Source organism: Rathayibacter sp. AY1E8, from assembly GCF_002931415.1.
In the GTDB taxonomy this organism is placed as follows: domain Bacteria; phylum Actinomycetota; class Actinomycetes; order Actinomycetales; family Microbacteriaceae; genus Rathayibacter.
Window position 1 is genome coordinate 70,185 of the sequence record NZ_PSVI01000005.1, and the last position, 18,358, is coordinate 88,542.

Consider the following 18,358-nt stretch of genomic DNA (forward strand, 5'->3'; position numbering starts at 1 on the left):
ACTCACTCCACGAGCGTGAGGCGCTGCGTCGGCCGGGTCATCGCGACGTAGAGCGATGCGGCGCCGCGCTCGCCGGTCTGCGCGATGAGGCGAGGGCGGGCGATGATCACGGAGTCGAACTCGAGCCCCTTGGCGTCGTTCGTCGACAGCACGGCGATCGCGCGGTCGAGCCCGGTCGCTCCGCGGCCCACCTCCCGGCCGAACCGCTCCTCGAGGCGCTCGGCGATCGCGGCGAGGTCGTCGTCGGGCGCGATGACCGCGAGCGTCCCCTCCGCCTCGATCGCCCGGTCCTCGACGACGGCCGCCAGCACGCGCTCCGAGAGGCTCGCGTCGCCGCGATCGCGGATCGTCCGCACCGGCCACTCGGTGGAGCGCACGGCCTCCCCCGGCGTGATCTCCAGCCCGTTCTCGCGCGCCGTCCGCTCGGCGAAGGCGACGATCTGCGCGGGCGTGCGGTAGTTGACCGTCAGCTCCTCCAGGCGCCACGGCGCCGCCTCCACTCCCCGGCCCTGGCGGCCGAAGGTGTCGCGGAGCGCGGCGTCCCAGCTCGAGGCGGCGGAGGCGCCGGACGCCTGCGCGACGTCGCCCACGATCGTGAACGAGCGCATCGGGCAGCGGCGCAGCAGCACCCGCCACTGCATCGGCGAGAGCTCCTGCGCCTCGTCGACCACGACGTGCCCGTAGGTCCAGGTGCGGTCGGCCGCGGCCCGCTCGGCGGTGGTCCCGAGCACCGAGCGCTCGGCGAAGCCGGCCGCGAGGTCCTTGGCGTTGACGAGGCCGTCGACGCCCATGTTGCGGATGGCGGCCTCCGCGTTCTCGACGTCGCGCTTGCGCTGCTCCTTCTCGGCCTTCTTCGAGGCGTCGGCGTGGTCGTCGTAGGCGCCGAGCAGCTCCGCGGCCTCGTCGAGCAGCGGTACGTCGGAGACCGTGAACGGAGCGTCGCGGTCTCGGCGGAGGAGGGAGCGCTGCGCGGCGGTCCAGCGCGGCGTGAGGGTCGCGAACCAGTTCGGACGGGCGTAGAGGTCCTGCAGCAGCTTCTCGGGGGTCAGCGGGATCCACGCGGTGTTGAGAGCGACGCGGACGTCGTGGGCGGTCCGCACGTCCTCGCGCAGCACCGCCTCGTCGGCCTCGTCGACCGTGCTGCCGTGGCTCCGCAGCTGATCGGCGAGCTGGCGGGTGAGCTGCGAGAGCAGCGTCTTGACGAAGGAGACGCGCGCCTCGTTGTGCGGCTTGCGGGTGTCGCGCGCGCGGGTGATCGCGCGCTCCACGTCCTGCGGCTCCAGACGGAGCTTCTCGCCGTTGACGTCGAGCACCTGGGTCTCGGCCGGGACGGTCTGGCGGGAGCGGACCGCGCGCTTGAGCAGCTCCGCCATCCGCGCCGAGCCCTTCACGCGGGCGACCGCGGGCACGTCCTCCTCGACGAGGTCGAGGCCCGGGTAGAGCTGGCCGAGCGTCGAGAGGACGACACCCGTCTCGCCGAGCGAGGGCAGCACCGCCTCGATGTAGCGGAGGAAGGAGCGTGAGGGGCCGACCACGAGCACGCCGGAGGAGGCGATGCGGTCGCGGTAGGAGTAGAGGAGGTAGGCGGCCCGGTGCAGGGCGACCGCGGTCTTGCCGGTGCCCGGCCCGCCCTGCACGACGAGCACGCCGCGCAGCTCGGACCGGATGATGCGGTCCTGCTCGCTCTGGATGGTCGCGACGATGTCGTGCATCCGGCCGGTGCGCTGCGCACCGAGGGCCGCCATGAGCGCGCCCTCGCCCTGCAGCACGGTGCCCTCGCGCAGCAGCTCCTCGTCGAAGACCTCGTCCTCGAAGCGGAGGACCTCGCGGCCCCGAGTGGTGAGGTGGCGCCGGGCGCGCGTCCCCATCGGCCGGGCGGCGGTGGCCTGGTAGAACGCGGCCGACTGCGGGGCGCGCCAGTCGAGCAGCAGCGTGTCCTGCTCCTCGTCGCGCAGGCCGATCCGGCCGATGTAGCGGTGCTCGGCGTCGGCGTCCGCGAGCGTCAGCCGGCCGAAGGCGAGCCGGTCGTCGGCGCCGGTGAGCGAGCGGATGCGGTCCTCGTAGAGCCGCGCGTACGCGTCGCGCTCGGAGCGGCTCTGGTGGTTGCCGCCGACGCTCTCGATGCGGACGGTGCCCAGAGCCTCGCGGGCCTGGGCGATCAGCTCGTCGAGGCGGGCGTAGAGCGCCGCCACGTAGTCGCGCTCCCGAGAGAGCTCGGTGGCCTGCACAGTGCTGCCGTCCGTCATCGTCCGCCTTCCGAGGGTCCGCCGCCGCGGGCCGGGAGGCGCGGGATGCGCTCCGGGAGCCGCGGGAAAACAGGCGGTCCAGTCTACCGAGCGATCCGAAGCGGGCCGTGCCGACAGCGGGATCCGGATGCCTCTTGCGCTCGGCGCCGCGGAGGAGCATCCTCTCTCTCACGAAGAGCTCGACGCCCCGTCCGAGCAGCCGGCCCTGCCGCTGCCGCAGGGCGTCGAGCTCTTTCTCGCGGGTGCCCGTCCTCCGTCCGGTCATCGACCGGGAAGAGAACCGGACGGCCCCGCGTTGCACGCCCCATGGCCACTCCGAGCAGCAGCGTCACCGCCCCCTCCCGCGCCTCGATCGACCTCACGGAGTCGGCACGCGCCGGCTGGGAGTCGTGGCTCGCCCGACGCGTCGAGCGCGTCACCGGACCCCGGGGCGATCTCGCCCTCGTCGAGACGCGCTGGCTCGAGCCCGGCGAGAGCGTCGACGACGAGCAGGCGCTGGCCGGCTACGGCCCCTCGGCGACCCTGACGCGGATGCGCCGCGAGAACCTCGACACCGGCGAGCCCGAGTACGGCTACCGCGTCTGGGACGCGGCCTCCGACGGCATCCGGTCCTTCGACGCCATCGAGACCTTCCCGTTCGACGCCGCCTGGGTGCTCGAGGCGTGGTTCGAGCCGGTCGCCGAGGACCGCACGGTCCCGTTCGAGCACCTGCGCGACAACGGCGCCACCCGCGAGCTCGTCGTGCCCGGCGACATCACCTTCTCGCTCGTGGACGACGGGCGCGCCCGCGAGTACACGGTCGCGGCGTTCGACGACGGCGGCACGCTCCTCGTCCCGTTCGGCGATCCGACCAACCGCAGCGACGACCCGGAGCTCGCGAGCTACCCCGTCGGCCGCTTCCTCGTCGTGCAGCGGATCGGCGGCGCGGCCGACGCGGGCACCCCCGGTCCGGTGCTCCTGGACTTCAACCGGGCGTACATCCCGCCGTGCGGCTTCTCGCCCCACTTCAACTGCCCGCTGCCGCCCGCGCAGAACCGGCTCGGCGTGCCCGTGACGGCCGGCGAGCGCCGCGTGCGCAGCGCCTCCGCCTAGCGCGCCGGGGCTGAGCGGGGGCGGCCCCGGCTCAGCGGGTGAGCACCGCCCGGCGGGCGACGAGCTCGTCGAGCAGGACCTGCTCGTCGACCGCTCCGGTGCGTCCGCCGCGGCCGAGCAGGAGGTGCTGCCGGTGGTGCGCGAGCCGCGTCGCCGAGCGGAGGAAGTCCCGCATCGCCCGCGGCCGGTCCCCTCCCGCGCTCCGGGCCCAGCGAGCGGCGGTGCGGCGCCCCTCCGCGGTGCCGATCATCCGCACCTCGGCCGGCGAGAGCCAGCCGGCGACGGCGTAGTCGTCGAGCCGCTGGAGCGTCACGCGCCGCTCCTGCCGGCGCAGCAGCACCACCACGACCACGGCGACCGCGAACAGCGGCACCTGGACCACGCCGTAGAAGCCGAACCAGTCGGACACCAGGAACGACGAGCCGTTCCAGAGCGCGTGCAGGAACGCGGCGAGCGCCAGCCCGAGCAGGGCGATGGGCAGCCGCGCGACGGCGGGCCGGTTCGAGGCGAAGCCGAGGGCCGCGCCCGTGCAGGCGGTGAAGAGCACGTGCGCGAAGGGCGAGAGCACCCCGCGGAGGAAGAAGGTCACGGCGAGCGAGCCGAGACCGCCCTCCACCAGCGCGCTGCCGAAGTAGAGGATGTTCTCGACGAAGGCGAACCCGGAGGCGACGACGGCCGCGTAGACGATGCCGTCGACGGGCCCGTCGAAGGTCCGGCGCCAGATCAGCAGGACGAGGAGGACGCCGATCCCCTTGGCCGTCTCCTCGACCAGCGGCGCCTGGATCACGGCGCCGACGAAGTCGGATCCGCTCGGCTGCTGCCCGGACGCGTAGACGGCGATCTGCACGCCGAGGTCGACCAGGAGCGCGATCGCGACGGACCCGGCCGCGCCCCAGAGGAACGCGAACCACAGGCCCAGCGCTGGCTCCGGCTCCCACCGGTCGACCCAGCGGACGCCCAGCAGGACCACGGTCAGCGGGACGAGGGCGATGACCGCGCAGATCCCCGCGGCGCTGACGCCGAGTCCGAGAACCACGTAGGCGAGCACGAGCAGCAGCAGGATCCCGAGGAGCGCCACGCCGATCGAGCCGAGCACGGTCGGCACGACGGAGGGGCGGGCGGTGGCGGGCGGTGCGGGCGGCGGATAGGCGCTCATGGGGGCGACAGTAGGGCACGGGCGGGGTGCGCTGTCGGCGGTTGACACGCGCCGGGCGCGTGGAGGAGGGCCGGGGTGCGGACGCCCGTGTCCGATTCCCGCTCCTGCTCGACGTCGCCGCGTGCGAGGCTCGAGGCGTGCCCGACTCCGATCCGCTCTTCGAGGAGCGCTACCGCGCCGTCGCCTCCCGCGACTCCCGGTTCGACGGGCGGTTCCTGACCGGCGTGCACTCCACCGGCATCTACTGCCGTCCGAGCTGCCCCGCCATCACGCCGCGGCGCGCGAACGTGCGCTTCTACCCGACGGCCGCCGCCGCGCACGAGGCGGGGCTCCGCGCCTGCAAGCGCTGCCTGCCGGACGCCGTCCCCGGCTCCCCCGAGTGGAACCTGCGCGACGACACGGCGGCGCGCGCCATGCGTTTGATCGCCGACGGAGTGGTCGACCGCGAGGGGGTCGAGGGGCTGGCCGCACGGCTCGGCTACGGCGCGCGCCACCTCGGCCGCATCCTGCGCGAGGAGCTGGGCGCGCCTCCGCTGGCGCTCGCTCGCGCCCAGCGCGCCCAGACCGCCCGGCTCCTGCTCACGAGCACCGACCTGCCCGTGTCCGACGTCGCCTTCGCCGCCGGCTTCACGAGCATCCGGCAGTTCAACGCGACCCTGGCGGAGGTGTACGAGCGGACCCCGACGGCCCTGCGCGCCTCGGCCCGCGGCACGCGCTCCGAGGCGAGCGTCCACGACGGCGCGACCACGCTGGAGCTCCGGCTGGCAGTGCGGGCTCCGTTCGATCCCGGGGTGCTCGATGTGCTCGACGGCACCGCGCTCCCGGGCATCGAGGAGGCGTCCCCCGGCGGCTACGCGCGCTCGCTCGTCCTGCCCGGGGGCGCGGCGCTGATCCGGCTGGCGGCGGACGGGGAGAGCGTCCGCTGCAGCGCGACGCTCGTCTCCGTCGCCGACGTCGGGCCGCTGGTCGCCCGGGTGAGGCGGCTGCTCGACCTGGACGCGGACGCCCGCGCCGTGGACGAGGCCCTCGCGGCCGATCCCGCACTTGCTCCGAGCGTCGCCGCCCGCCCCGGTGTCCGCGTGCCCGGCTCCATCGACCCGGCCGAGACGCTGGTGCGCGCGCTGCTCGGCCGGCGGGAGGCCGCACGGCTGGTCGCGGCGCTCGGCGCGACGCTCCCGGAGTCCGTGGCGAGCGGATCGATCGCACGCGCCTTCCCCTCCCCCGCGGTGATCGCCGAGCACACCGCCGACGTGCTCCGCGGATCCGCCGACGTGCTGGTGCGGACCTGCACGCTGCTCGCCGAGGGAGCCCTGCGGCTCGACGCCGACCGGGAGGAGCTCGCCGAGCAGCTGCTGGCGGTCCCCGGGATCGACGCGGCCACGGCGGCCGAGGTGGCACAGCGGGCGACCGGAGATCCCGACGTCCTGCTCACCGGGGATCCCGTGCTCCGGCGGGGCGCGGCGGCGCGCGGCCTGCCCGCCGGCGAGCGCGGGCTGGCCGAGGCCGGGCGCCGCTGGGCGCCCTGGCGCAGCTACGCCGGGGCGCGCCTCGCGGCCGCGGTCACGCCTCCGGCGCGGGGTCGATGATCGGGAGCGCCGCGGTCATCGCCTCGATGCCCGAGAGTCGGGCCGGCGAGATGAGCCTCATGACCTCTTCGCGCGACATCAGCCCCGCCTCGACCACCAGGTCGGCGATGTTGCGGCCGGTCGCGAGGGCGGCCTTCGCGAGGGCGGCGGACGCGGTGTACCCGATGCTCGGCGTGAGCGCCGTCACGACCCCGACCGAGGAGGCGACCATGGCCTCGAGCCGGTCGACGTTCGCGGTGATGCCGTCGATGCAGTTCTCGCGGAGCGTCCTGCAGGCCTGCGTCATCCAGGTGATGCTCTGCAGCAGCGAGTGCGCGATCACCGGCTCGAAGGCGTTGAGCTGGAGCTGACCCGCCTCGGCCGCCATCGTGACCGTGACGTCGGCCCCGGCCACCGAGTAGGCGACCTGGTTGACCACCTCGGGGATGACCGGGTTCACCTTGCCGGGCATGATGCTGGATCCCGCCTGGCGCGGAGGCAGGTTGATCTCGCCGAAGCCGGCCTGAGGGCCCGAGGAGAGGAGTCTCAGGTCGTTGCAGATCTTGGACAGCTTGATCGCGGAGCGCTTGAGCGCGCTCGAGAACGACATGAAGACGCCGGTGTCGCTCGTCGCCTCGACGAGGTCCTGCGCCATCTCGAGGTCGAGATCGGTGATCTCGTTGAGGTGGCGGACAGCAGCCGCGCCGTAGCGCGGATCGGCGGTGATGCCTGTGCCGATCGCGGTGGCTCCGATGTTGACCTCGGCGAGCAGCCAGATGGTCTCGGAGAGGCGGGCGTGGTCCTCGCCGAGGGTCGTCGCGAAGCCGTGGAACTCCTGGCCGAGCGTCATCGGCACCGCGTCCTGCAGCTGCGTGCGGCCGACCTTCAGGACGCTGCCGAACTCGACCGCCTTGCGGGAGAACGACTCGCGCAGCAGCGCCAGCTCGTCGAGCAGGCGGCGCAGCGACCAGGTCATCGCGATCTTGATCGCGGTCGGGTAGACGTCGTTGGTGGACTGGCTGCGGTTGACGTCGTCGAGGGGGTGCAGGTGCGCGTAGTCGCCCCGCTCGAAGCCGCCGATCTCGAGTGCGACGTTGGCGACGACCTCGTTCGCGTTCATGTTCGTCGAGGTGCCGGCGCCGCCCTGGATCACCCCGACCACGAACTGGTCGTGGAACTCGCCGTCGATGATGCGGCGGCACGCGGCCTCGATCAGCTCGGCCTTGGCGGGGGCGAGGGTGCCGAGCTCGGTGTTGGCCCGGGCGGCCGCGAGCTTGACCGTCGCGAGGGACCGGACGAGATCGGGGTAGATCGAGATGGGGCGCTTCGAGATCGGGAAGTTGTCGAGGGCCCGCGCCGTGTGGATGCCCCAGTAGGCCTCGGCGGGGATCTCCATCGAGCCGAGGGAGTCGCTCTCGGTGCGCGTGGCGGGGGTCTCGGTGTCGTCCAGGGCTCTGCCTTCCGGGTCGCGGTCGGGGAGGGTGCTCGGTGCGAGGGTCACGTCCAGCTCCGTTGCTGTCGTCGTGCGGCCCCGGAGGGTGCAGGGGGCTCGCGAACTGCGCGGCCAGCCTATCGCCGGGGCACGGGGCGGCGGCGGACGCGGGCGCGGAGCGTCCGGCCGACGGGCGCGGAACGACCGCGCCTCCCGCCGCCGGAGCGGACAGGAGGCGCGGGACGCGGGAAGCGGCGGATCAGCGGTAGTCGCTGCCCGACGCGAGGGCCGCGAGCGGAACGAGCACGACCACGACGAGCACGGCGATCGCGAAGAGCAGGACGAGGCCGAGCATGACGGAGTTGAGCACGATGCCCCAGATCGAGAGCGTGCGGCCGGTCGGCTCCCTCCGCAGGCCCAGGATGCCGAAGACGAGGCCCGCGGCCGGAGCGATCACGGTCAGTCCGAAGAAGACGGAGGTGACGCCGAGGATCAGGCTGGTGAGCGAGAACGGGGTCGAGGGCGCCGGGGCGAGCGCCGCGGGCGGGACGGCGGGGGTGCCGTAGGGGGCGCGGGCCTGCTGCGAGGAGGCGGGCTCCTCGGCGGCGGGGCGCTCCCCGGCGGACGGCCGCTCCTCGGTGAGGACGGCGGTCGCGCCCAGGTCCACGGTCGGCTGCTCGTCGGCGGGGGTGGAGAGGCGGGCGGTGCGGTCGTCGGTGGTCACGGTGTGCTCCTTCTCGGGTGCCGGTCGCCCGGCGGGATGCGGTCCCGCCGGGCGGGCCGGCGGTGCTGCCGGTGTGCTCCGGCGATGCCTCCACGCTACGGACGAGCCCGGACCCGCCCCATCCGGGGAACCCCCGGAACTCGGGGGCGATCCCCCGCCTCGAGGCGGGGGCGGGTGCGAGACTGGTCCCGGCGCGAGGAGGCGGCGACGATGGACGACGACGAGCTGCGGCACCGCACCCGGGACCGCAAGGGCGCCCGGGCCGTCTGGTTCGCCGGGCTCTCGGCGCTCGCCGGCTTCGTGGTGATCTCCCCCGTGATCTCCCTCACGGCGACCGTGATGGTGTGGGGGTCGCGGCGGCGGATCGGCACCCTCAGCGACCGGAACGGCCTGGTCGCCGTCAACTGGCAGCTCACCTACCTCGCGCTCCAGCTGATGCTGGTCCCGCTGCACCTCGCGCTGGTGTCGGTGCGCGACTCGCTCGGCGCCGACTGGCCGCTCGCGACGATCTCGGCGATCCTCGCGCTGGCCGTGCTCAACCTCGTGCTGTGCGTCGTCCTCGGGATCCGGTCCGGCCGGGGACGCACCGTGCGCCTCTGGATCGCCGTGCCCTTCGCCCGCTCCACCCGTCCGCCGCGCTGACCGTTCGGGGACACCGGGCACGGCGGCTCTCCGCTCCTGGGACTCCGCCCGGCGTGTCCGCGGCGCGGTGCCCCCTCGACCCCGCGGCGGCGGGCAGGGTGGTGGAGTGATCGCCTTCCCTCCGCCCGTGTACGTCGTGGCCGACGACGGAGTGCGGCTGGCCACCTACTCCGTCGGCGAGGAGAGCGCCCCGACCGTCCTCGCCGTGCACGGCTTCGCCTCCCACGCCGTGCTCAACTGGGAGACGTCGGGCTGGCTGCGGACGCTGCACCGGGCCGGGTACCGCGTCGTGGCGCTCGACCAGCGCGGGCACGGCGCGAGCGAGAAGCCGCACCACTCCGACTCCTACAGCGTGGACGCCATGGTGGCCGACCTGGTGCGGGTGCTCGACTCCTACGACCTCGACGCGCCCCACGTGCTCGGGTACTCCCTCGGCGCCCGGATGAGCTGGGTGCTGGGGCTCGAGCACCCGGAGCGGCTCGCATCGCTGAGCCTCGGCGGGCTGACGGTGGGCGAGCCCCTCCGCTCCTTCGACGCGGAGGCGGCCCGGGCCCGCGTCGCCTCCGGCGGCGAGATCGACGACGGCTTCACCCGCGCCTTCATCGGCATGGCGGAGGGCGTGCAGGGCAACGACCTCGCGGCACTGGTGGCGGTGGCCGACGGCGTCCGCGGCGGGGCGCACCCGGAGCACGGGCGGCACCCCGGCCTGCCGACGCTGCTCGTGACCGGCGGCGCGGATCCGATCGCTCCCGGCGGTGAGCTGCTGGCGGCGGAGGCGGGGGCGCGGTTCGTGAGCGTCCCCGGCCGCGACCACACCAGCACCGTGCCCGCGCGGGGCTTCAAGGACGCGGTGCTGGCGTTCCTGGCGGAGCAGCGCTGAGCCGGCCCCGCGCCGGACGGGAGCACCGCGAGCGCCGAGGCCCGCGGCGTAGCATCCCCCTCATGCAGGCGATCCGCATCGAGAACCCCGGCCCCGACTCCCGACTCGTGCTGGAGGAGGTGCCGACGCCCTCCCCCGGACCCGGCGAGGTCCTCGTCCGCGTGGCGGCCGCCGGCGTCAACCGCGCCGACCTCGGCCAGCGCGGCGGGGTCTACCCGCCGCCGCCCGGCGCCTCCGAGATCCTCGGGATGGAGGTGTCCGGCACGGTCGTCGCGCTCGGCGAGGACGCGACCGGGTTCGCGGAGGGCGACGAGGTCTGCGCGCTGCTCTCCGGCGGCGGCTACGCGGAGTACGTCGCGGTCGACGCGGGCCTGGTGCTGCCGGTGCCGGACGGCGTCGGCCTCGTCTCGGCCGCCGCCCTCCCGGAGACGACGTCCACCGTCTGGTCGAACCTCGTGATGGTGGCCGGGCTCGGATCCGGCGACACCGTCCTCCTCCACGGCGGCGGGAGCGGGATCGGGACCACGGGCATCCAGATCGCCGCCGCCCTCGGCGCCCGCGTCGCCGTCACGGCCGGCAGCGCCCGCAAGCTCGAGGCGTGCCGCGCGCTCGGGGCCGACGTCCTGATCGACTACCGCGAGGAGGACTTCGTCGAGCGGATCCGCGAGGCGACCGGCGGGCGCGGCGTCGACGTGATCCTCGACCCGGTCGGCGGCCACTACCTGGCCCGAGACCTGGAGGCGCTGGCCGTGGGCGGGCGCGTGGTGTTCATCGGCAACCAGTCCGGTGCGCTGGGCTCGCTCGACCTCGGGGTGCTGATGCGCAAGCGCGGGGCGGTGCACGCCACGACCCTCCGCGCCCGGCCCCTCGAGGAGCGGCGCGCGATCGTCGCGCGGGTGCGCGCAGAGGTCTGGCCGCTGGTCGCCGCCGGGACGGTGCGCCCGGTGGTGGACGAGGTGGTCCCGCTCGCCGAGGCCGAGCGGGCGCACGACGTGATGCGCTCCTCCGGCCACATCGGCAAGCTGCTGCTCACCCCGTGACGCCCCACACCGGAGGAGGCCCCCGCCTCCCGCGGTGAGCGGGAGCGGGGGCCTCCTCCGATGACGCCCTCCGGCGGGGCGTCAGACCGCGGAGCGCAGGAGACCGAGCGAGCGGTTGATGCCGTCGACGTCGACCGCGGCCGGATCGAACGAGGCTCCGGCGGCGAGGCCGAGAGCCTCGAGCGCCTCCGCGTGGTCGGCCGAGGACGGGTCCGTCGCCGCCCGCACCGTGTCGGCCCAGGCCGCGGGGCCTCCCGGCACGTCGAGCGGAGCCGCGCCGCGCGCGCCCGTGCAGCGCGGCAGAGCCGACGACAGCGGCGCGATCGACTCCAGACGGATGACGTGGCGCCACTCGTCCTCGAGGTCGTAGACGTAGAAGAGCTCGTCCTGCTCCTGCTCGAGCACCTCGGCGAGCGCGACGCCCGCCTCGTCCACGAGGTCGGCGCCGAACTCCTCCGCGTCGGACGGCGAGCCGATCGGAGCCTGCTCCTCGTCGGGCACGCCGACGCTGAAGTAGTGCGGCTGCGCGTCGGTCCAGCCCAGCGAGAGCTGGAGCGCGAGGTGCAGATCGCGCAGCGACGACTCGGAGGAGAGCTCGAGGCGCCGCCAGACGACGGGCTTGGTCCCGAGCAGGGCGACGTGGAGCGCGTAGGCCGTCGCCGTGTCCTGGGTCGCCTCGTCGAGGATCTCGAGGCGGGTGGCCTCGCGCTCGCCGAGGAGGACGACCGTCGCGCGGACGACGGAGGCGAGGACGGGCGCGAGGCCCTCCGGCACCGCGTAGCCGAACTCGGGCGAGTGCAGCAGCAGCCCGAGCTCGGCGGTGTCGTCGAGCATCCGCTCGGCCGTGCCGACCATGCGCTCGCGCTCGTCGAGGGCCTCGTCGAGCGAGACTCCGGAGTCGGCGGCCAGCTCGTCGACCAGCTCACCGACGACCAGGCCCGGGTGGATCTCGGCCTGGCAGGCGACCGCGATGCGGACCAGCACGGCGTCGGTGGTGGTGACCGCGCGCTCCTCCGGGGAGAAGGCGCCGTCCTCGGTGTCGGCGGCCGCCAGCGCGGTCTGGGCGCTGAGGATCCACTGCTCGAGGAAGCGGGCGACGTAGGCGATGCGCTCGGCGGCGGCCTCGTGCGCGTCGGAGCTACGCCAGAGCACGGCGGCCTCGCCGAGACCTGCGGCGGATCCCTCCTGCTCGAGCACGGCCGAGCCGACCAGCGCGTCCCACCAGGCCGAGACCGGGATGCGGACGGAGTCGTCGCTCGGGGTGGATCCCGCGGAGGAGATGCCCGCCTCGACCGCGATCTCGCGGGCGGCGCGCTCGGTGAGGGTCGCGCCGTCGTCGGCGGCGAGGTGCTCGACCACAACGTCGGCGGCGTGCACGAGAGCGGTGGCGCGCACGGCGGAGAGCTGCTCCTCGGCCGGGACCTCGTCGAGCTCGGCGAGGTCGTCGAGCACGGCCTCCACGAAGGAGCCGGCGAGGTCGAGGACCTCGTCGAGGACGGCCTGGCACTCGTCCAGCTCCTCGTCGGTGCCGGTCCAGAGGTCCTCGTCGGTGAGGAAGTCGAGGAAGTGCTCGACGACCTCGGCGACGGTGAAGAGGGTGTCGTCGAGGTCGGCCTCGCTCTCCTCCCCCGACAGGTCTGCCTCGATCTGGTCGAAGACGGCCTCGAGTAGCTCGGCGTCGGGCTGGGCGAAGGAGCCGCGCGGGCGCAGGTCGCGGGTCATCGCGAAGAGGTCGGTCAGCACCTCGACGGCCTCGTCGGCCTCGAGGTGCTCGTGCTGCATGCCCACCTCGGCGAGGTGCGAGCGGTACCAGCTGCGGAACCGCACCATCAGCGCGGTCTCGGCCGTGCGGCCGCCGCCCTGACCGCCGGACCCGCTCTGACCGCCTCCGGATCGTCCCTGGTTGCGCTTCTTGCCCATGATTCCTCCGCGACCGCTCCACTCACGACGAAGCGCTCCAGCCTACCCAGTGCGGGCGCGCGGCGGCACGCGCGGTCGCCCCCTGTTCACCCTGTGCGCACCGGGTCCGCTCCCTCTGATGCGGCCGATCGCCCGAGTCCCGGGATCCGCGCGCTGTGGGAGTCCTCGCCGCCCGGGCCCCTGCCACACGGGTCGCGATGATGAGAAATCTCGCAGCGATCGGGCGGCGAGGCTTGCGCTCGAACCCCTCGCTTCGGTGGAGTGTCCGGATGACCGACACGACGGACACCGCCGAGACCGCTCCCGGGAAGGCGTCGCTCAAGCGGGTGATCACCGGGCCGCTGCTGTTCGCCTTCATCGTGGGCGACACGCTCGGCGCCGGCATCTACACCCTGGTCGGCACGATGGCCGAGGACGTGGGCGGCGTGATCTGGCTGCCGCTGCTGATCGCGCTGGTCGTCGCCCTGCTCACGGCGGGCACGTACGCCGAGCTGATCACCAAGTACCCGCACGCCGGAGGGGCGGCGCGCTACGTGGACCGCGCGTTCGGGAAGCCGTACCTCTCGTTCCTGATCGGCTTCCTGATGATGGCCTCCGGCATCACGACGGCCGCCTCCCTGGCGAACGCGTTCGCGGGCGACTACCTCGGGGCTCTGCTGGACGTGCCGCCGATCCCGACCGCGATCGTCTTCATCGCGATCCTCACCCTGGTGAACCTGCGCGGTGTGAAGGAGTCGCTGACGGCGAACCTGGTCGCCTCGGTGATCGAGGTGAGCGGACTGGTCATCGTCATCGTCTGCGCCGCGGTCTTCTTCGGCTCCGGCGACGGCGACGCCTCCCGCGTGCTCGAGTTCAACCCCGACGTCGCTCCGCTGCAGGGGGCGTTCGCCGCCTCGATCGTCGCCTTCTTCTCGTTCCTCGGATTCGAGGCCGCGGCGAACATGGCCGAGGAGGTGCGGAACCCCTCGAAGGTCTACCCGCGGGCCCTCTTCGGTGCGCTGATCACCGCCGCCGTGGTCTATCTCCTGATCGCGCTCGGCGCCGTGATCGTGCTGCCGAACGACGAGCTCGCGGCCTCCAGCGGCCCCCTGCTGGACGTGGTCGCGGCGAGCGGAGTGGCGGTGCCGCCGTGGCTGTTCGGCCTGATCGCGCTGGTCGCCATCGCGAACGGCGCTCTGCTGTTCATGGTGATGGCGTCGCGGGTCGGCTTCGGGCTCGCCACCTCCGGGCTGCTGCCGAGCGCTTTCGGGAAGGTGCTGCCGGGCCGCCGCACGCCGTGGGTGTCGATCGTGGTCGTCGGCGGAGTGACGATGCTGCTCAGCCTGATCGGCGACGTCGGCACGCTCGCCGAGACGACGGTGCTGCTGCTCCTGCTGGTGTTCATCGCGGCGAACGTGTCGGTGCTGGTGCTGAAGAAGGACCGCGTCGACCACGCCCACTACTCCGTGCCGCGGGTGGTGCCGGTGCTCGCGACCATCGCGAGCGTGGTGCTGCTGACGCAGCAGACGGGCGTGGTCTGGCTGGCGACAGCGGGCTACGTGGTCGTGGGGACGCTGCTGTTCCTCGCCACCCGCCTGGGGAAGCGGAAGCACGCGGAGCGGACCCCGGACTGATCCGGGCCGGCGGCGATCCGTCGCGAGCGGCCCGTCCGCGGATCCCGTGCGGGCCGTTCGCGACGGATCGATCGCGGGAGGCGGGCGAGGAGTGGGATCGTGAGGGGATGACCGTCACGCTCGAGCCGATGCCCGCCGCCGCTCTCGCCATCTGGATGCGGGTGCAGCGCTCGGCGTACATCGAGGACCGGATGCGCGCGGGCGACGACGAGGCGGCCGCGACGCGCAACGCCGACACCTCGTACGAGAAGTACTTCCCGGGCGGCTCCCCCGCTGCCGGGCACGACGTGCTCCTCGTCGCCGAGGACGGCCGCGCGGTCGGGTCGCTCTGGCTCGGCCCGCACCCGAGCGGGCTCGAGGGCGTCGGGTACGTCTGGGACGTGCAGATCGACGCCGCCGAGCGCGGCCGCGGCCTCGGCCGGGCGGCGATGCTGCTCGCGGAGTCGCACGTCCGCTCCCAGGGCGGCTCCGCCCTCGCGCTGAACGTGTTCGGCTTCAACACCGCCGCGCGGGCTCTGTACGAGTCGCTCGGCTACGAGACGACGTCCCTGCAGATGCGCAAGCCGCTGGCCTGAGCGCGGACTCCGCCCGGCGCGCCGGACGTCGCCTCGAGCGACCGAGGCGGCGCCTCAGAACGGCATGAAGGCGGACACCAGCAGAGTGCCGCCGGCGAGGACAGCGACGGCGGTGGCCCAGTAGCCGAGGACCAGCGCGAAGACGGCGAGACCCCAGCCGGCCTCGCCCGTGCGGCGGATCTGCGCGCAGGCGAGGTGGCCGCAGACGACTCCGGCGAGCCCGACGACGAAGGAGAGCACGAAGGCGGTGATCGCCAGCGTGTTCACCCGCGGGTCGGTGACGAGGTCCGCTTCTCGGCGGGCTCGCCCCTGCACGAGTGCGACCGGGAGCCCCACCGCCAGCAGGAGCACGGGCGAGACGACGACGAGGATGATGAGCAGGTGCCAGCCCTGCAGTCCGGCGAGCATCGTCAGACGCCGGCTGCGGTCAGCTCGTGGAGGCGACGGCGGTCGGGTCGCCGGTGCCGGACGGACGCGGGGCGTCACCCGATCCCGTCGCCACCGACGCGCCGGTCGGAACGACGGTGCCGCCGGTCGCCATCCCCCGGCCGAAGGCCTGGCCCTGGAGGATCGCGCCGAGGTCGACGCCGGTCGCCGACCTGACGCTGTCGAACGTCGCGGCGAGACCCGCCGCCTGCTCGCGCGCGATGTGGGTGCCGGCGGTGTCGCCGCCGATCAGCGTCACCGAGCCGACGTTCTGGTAGCCCTTCGCGAACTCGGCCATGAGCGAGGGCAGCTGCCCGATGAGCTCGCGACCCAGGATCGCCTCCTGGTTCTCGCGGAGCGCCTCCGCCTCGGCCGCGATGGCCGCCGCGCTCGCCTCGCCCTTCGCGCGGATGGCCTCCGCCTCGGCGGTCGCGTTCGCGCGCAGCGCCTCGGCCTCTGCGCCCGCCTTGGCCCGCAGTGCGTGGGCCTCGGCCTCGGCGCGGGCGCTCACGGCGGCGGCCTCGGCGGCGGCGGACGCCTGGCGCGCCTCCGCCTGGCGCTGGACGGCGTACGCCTCGGCGTCCGAGACCTGCTGCGCGACCTGGCGGTCCGTCTCGGCCTTCTTCTCGCGTCCGTAGGCGTCGGCGTCGGCCTCGGTCTGACGGCGGTACTTCTCGGCGTCCGCGACGCGCTTGACGTCGGCGTCGAGCTCGGCCTGCCGGTTCTCGGCGCGCTGCACGAGGACGGCCTGCTCGCGCTCGGCGCGGGCCAGGTTCTCGGCCTGCTCGGCCTCGGCGTTGGCGCGGCCGACCTCGGACTTCGCGGCGGCGGTGTTCTTGTCGTAGGCGGTCTGCTCGATCAGGTTCGCCTCGTCCGTGGCCAGCTGGCGAGCCTTGACCTCGCGGGCCGCGTTGATCCGCGCGACGTCGGCCTCGCGGCGGACGCGCTCGATCTCCTGCGCTCCGAGCGCCTCGATGTAGCCGTTGCGGTCGGTGACGCCCTGGATGGCGAAGGAGTCGAGGACGAGGCCCTGGGCGAGCAGGTCGCCCTTGATGCCCTCGGCGATCTCGTCTCCCAGCTTCTGCCGGTCCTGCATGACCTCCTCGACGCTGAGCTTCGCGACGACGCCGCGGAGGGCGCCCTCGAGCTGCTCGGTCGTGAAGACGTCGATCGACTGGTCCTGCGACGCGAAGCGCTCGGCGGCGGCGCGGACCTGGTCGGCCGTGGACCCGATCTTGACCAGGGCGACGCCCGCGAGGTGGATGGTCACGCCGTTCTTGGTCTGCGCGACCGGCTCCATCTTGATCTGGCGGGAGCGCAGCGAGATGCGGTCGGACCGCTGGGTCAGCTTGTTCACGAACGCGCCGCCGCCGGTGATGACGGTCATGTTCGAGGTGAGGCCGTCCTCGCCCTTCTGCTTCTTCCCGACGATCACGATCGCCTCGTCGGCCTGCGGCACCTGGTACCAGGCGCGGAAGAGGAAGAAGCCGATGAGGGCGATCAGCAGGAGTGCGCCGACGGCGACTCCGGCGAGGACGATCCAGAGGAGATCCGGTTCCATGGGCGGGCGACCTTTCGTCCGACCCGCGCGACGCGGGTACCTGAGAGACGTACAGGTTCCATCGTGTCACAGCGCCTCGGACGGCCGCGTCGGCCGGAGGGGGGATACTGCGGACGCCGCCGAGAGCGGTTCACGCGGGGGCGGGCCCGGAGGAGGATGCCACGAACGAGGGCGTCGCGCGGAGTGCCGCGGAGGAGATCAGTGCTGGGGTACCTGGACTCGAACCAAGAACAACTGAACCAGAATCAGCCGTGTTGCCAATTACACCATACCCCAATGGTCATCCGGAGGTGATCCCGGGACCAGGCGGCGACCGGATCGAGACCCGAGCGCCGAGAGACGACAGTACCCTACGCGGGCATCCCGCTCAAATCGAGCCGCGGACGACGCTGCCCTCGGACTCCGGGGCGGCCTCGCCGAGGCGGGCGCGGACGAGGTCGCGGTTGATCGCGGAGGCGACCTGGGCGCCCGATCCGGCGGCGACGATCAGCTGCTGCGGGCCGGGAGGGGTGACCTCGCCGGCGGCGTAGAGGCCGGGGACGGACGTGCGGCCGCCGGCGTCGACGCGGAGGAAGCCGTCGGCGTCGCGGTCGGGGCCGGCCGCGTCCAGGTAGTCCAGCGCGGGCGTCCAGACGGGGCGGACGAACGCCCCGGTGCGCGGGACGACGTCGCCGTCGACGAGGCGGACGCCGGTCATCTCGGCGCGCTCCCCGGCGAGGTCGGCGACCGGGCGCCGGTCGACCCGGATGCCGATGGAGGCGAGCAGCGACTCGTCGGCGTCGCTCACCGTCCCGACGCCGTTGGTGAAGACGATCAGGTCGGTCGACCACTGCGAGAGGAGCATGGCCCGCTCCGCGAGGTCGTCGGTCTCGCCGATCAGGGCGAGCGCCTCCCCCGCCTTCTCGTAGCCGTCGCACTCCATGCAGCTGTGCACGGCGGTGCCGTAGTAGGCGCGCAGGCTCGGGAGCGCGGGCGGCGTCTCGAGCAGTCCCGCGGCGACCACGACGGCGGTGGCGACGACGGAGCGGTCCGCGCTGCCGCGCACGCCCCGGGCGCCGACGACGAACTCGCCGCCGGAGCGCTCGACCGAGGTCACCAGGGCGGTGTGCACCTCGGCGGCCTCGTAGCGCTCGAACTCCTCGCGGCCGAGGCGGCGCAGCTCGAGCGGCGAGATGCCGTCGCGGGTGAGGAACCCGTGCGAGTGCAGGGTCGCGGCGTTCCGCGGGCGGTTGCTGTCGAGCAGCAGCACGCTGCGGCGCGCCCGGACGAGGTTGAGCGCGGTCGAGAGCCCGGCGGGGCCCCCGCCGATCACGACGACGTCGTAGCGTCCGCCGACCGTCTCCGCCACGGTCAGGCCTGCCGGGAGGCGCCGAGGTGAGCGCCCAGGCGGTCGAGGCGGGCGATCGACTCCTGCTTGCCGAGGATCTCCATCGACTCGAACAGCGGCGGCGAGACGCGGCGCCCGGAGACCGCGGTGCGCAGCGGC

16 protein-coding genes and 1 tRNA gene are annotated in these 18,358 nt (G+C 74.0%); 7 read left to right on the forward strand and 10 right to left on the reverse strand.

Going from position 1 to position 18,358, the window contains the following annotated elements; translation table 11 throughout:
* Positions 1-2: 2 nt before the first annotated feature.
* Positions 3-2,246 carry a UvrD-helicase domain-containing protein gene (locus C5C74_RS02790; protein ID WP_104350935.1) on the reverse strand — a complete coding sequence of 748 codons (2,244 nt, stop codon included), beginning with the start codon at positions 2,244-2,246 and terminating at the stop codon, positions 3-5.
* Between the two features lie 306 nt (positions 2,247-2,552).
* On the opposite strand from C5C74_RS02790, the gene C5C74_RS02795 reads away from it, so the two are divergent.
* Positions 2,553-3,338 carry a DUF1684 domain-containing protein gene (locus tag C5C74_RS02795; RefSeq protein WP_104350936.1) on the forward strand — a complete coding sequence of 262 codons (786 nt, stop codon included), beginning with the start codon at positions 2,553-2,555 and terminating at the stop codon, positions 3,336-3,338.
* 31 nt (positions 3,339-3,369) lie between these two features.
* Here C5C74_RS02795 and C5C74_RS02800 read toward each other — a convergent pair whose 3' ends face one another.
* Positions 3,370-4,494: a PrsW family intramembrane metalloprotease gene (locus C5C74_RS02800; protein ID WP_104233243.1), complete on the reverse strand. Its 1,125-nt coding sequence runs from the start codon at positions 4,492-4,494 to the stop codon at positions 3,370-3,372.
* Between the two features lie 137 nt (positions 4,495-4,631).
* Between C5C74_RS02800 and C5C74_RS02805 the strand changes: the two genes are divergently transcribed.
* Positions 4,632-6,080 carry a DNA-3-methyladenine glycosylase 2 family protein gene (locus tag C5C74_RS02805; RefSeq protein WP_181134634.1) on the forward strand — a complete coding sequence of 483 codons (1,449 nt, stop codon included), beginning with the start codon at positions 4,632-4,634 and terminating at the stop codon, positions 6,078-6,080.
* On the opposite strand, the gene C5C74_RS02810 is transcribed toward C5C74_RS02805, so the two are convergent.
* Positions 6,055-7,509 carry an aspartate ammonia-lyase gene (locus tag C5C74_RS02810; protein WP_258064082.1) on the reverse strand — a complete coding sequence of 485 codons (1,455 nt, stop codon included), beginning with the start codon at positions 7,507-7,509 and terminating at the stop codon, positions 6,055-6,057. The genes C5C74_RS02805 and C5C74_RS02810 overlap by 26 nt on opposite strands.
* Before the next feature lie 241 nt (positions 7,510-7,750).
* Entirely contained in the window at positions 7,751-8,215 is a 465-nt protein-coding gene (locus tag C5C74_RS02815) for a DUF4190 domain-containing protein (RefSeq protein ID WP_104250160.1), read from the reverse strand.
* A 174-nt stretch (positions 8,216-8,389) separates the two neighbouring features.
* Here C5C74_RS02815 and C5C74_RS02820 point away from each other — a divergent pair, with 174 nt between their 5' ends.
* The 3 genes from C5C74_RS02820 (at position 8,390) to C5C74_RS02830 (ending at position 10,777) form a co-directional block, all read left to right on the forward strand.
* Positions 8,390-8,857 carry a DUF4870 domain-containing protein gene (locus tag C5C74_RS02820; RefSeq protein ID WP_181068014.1) on the forward strand — a complete coding sequence of 156 codons (468 nt, stop codon included), beginning with the start codon at positions 8,390-8,392 and terminating at the stop codon, positions 8,855-8,857.
* Positions 8,858-8,963: 106 nt separating this feature from the next.
* Complete coding sequence (locus C5C74_RS02825) at positions 8,964-9,737, forward strand: alpha/beta fold hydrolase (RefSeq protein WP_181027173.1); 774 nt, start codon at positions 8,964-8,966, stop codon at positions 9,735-9,737.
* Between the two features lie 62 nt (positions 9,738-9,799).
* A complete protein-coding gene (locus tag C5C74_RS02830) occupies positions 9,800-10,777 on the forward strand; it encodes an NAD(P)H-quinone oxidoreductase (RefSeq protein ID WP_104350939.1) in 978 nt (325 codons plus the stop codon).
* An 81-nt stretch (positions 10,778-10,858) separates the two neighbouring features.
* On the opposite strand, the gene C5C74_RS02835 is transcribed toward C5C74_RS02830, so the two are convergent.
* A complete protein-coding gene (locus tag C5C74_RS02835; RefSeq protein WP_104262696.1) occupies positions 10,859-12,697 on the reverse strand; it encodes a plasmid pRiA4b ORF-3 family protein in 1,839 nt (612 codons plus the stop codon).
* Positions 12,698-12,966: 269 nt separating this feature from the next.
* Between C5C74_RS02835 and C5C74_RS02840 the strand changes: the two genes are divergently transcribed.
* Together C5C74_RS02840 and C5C74_RS02845 are read left to right on the forward strand one after the other, a co-directional pair.
* Positions 12,967-14,310 (forward strand): APC family permease, encoded by a 1,344-nt coding sequence (locus C5C74_RS02840; protein ID WP_104226270.1) that lies wholly within the window; start codon positions 12,967-12,969, stop codon positions 14,308-14,310.
* A 107-nt stretch (positions 14,311-14,417) separates the two neighbouring features.
* The gene (locus C5C74_RS02845) at positions 14,418-14,885 is read left to right on the forward strand and encodes an N-acetyltransferase (protein ID WP_104350940.1); all 468 of its coding nucleotides are present in this window, start codon (positions 14,418-14,420) and stop codon (positions 14,883-14,885) included.
* 54 nt (positions 14,886-14,939) lie between these two features.
* Here C5C74_RS02845 and C5C74_RS02850 read toward each other — a convergent pair whose 3' ends face one another.
* From C5C74_RS02850 to C5C74_RS17250, 5 genes are all read right to left on the reverse strand, one after another.
* Complete coding sequence (locus C5C74_RS02850) at positions 14,940-15,293, reverse strand: DUF4190 domain-containing protein (RefSeq protein WP_104268727.1); 354 nt, start codon at positions 15,291-15,293, stop codon at positions 14,940-14,942.
* A gap of 19 nt (positions 15,294-15,312) precedes the next feature.
* On the reverse strand, positions 15,313-16,872 hold the full coding sequence (locus tag C5C74_RS02855; RefSeq protein ID WP_104226268.1) for an SPFH domain-containing protein: 1,560 nt from the start codon (positions 16,870-16,872) through the stop codon (positions 15,313-15,315).
* A gap of 204 nt (positions 16,873-17,076) precedes the next feature.
* A tRNA-Gln gene (locus tag C5C74_RS02860) sits at positions 17,077-17,148 on the reverse strand.
* Between the two features lie 91 nt (positions 17,149-17,239).
* Entirely contained in the window at positions 17,240-18,220 is a 981-nt protein-coding gene (locus C5C74_RS02865) for an NAD(P)/FAD-dependent oxidoreductase (RefSeq protein WP_181134635.1), read from the reverse strand.
* Positions 18,221-18,222: 2 nt separating this feature from the next.
* The coding region (locus C5C74_RS17250; protein WP_181134636.1) for a hypothetical protein at positions 18,223-18,358 on the reverse strand (136 nt) is incomplete at its 5' end.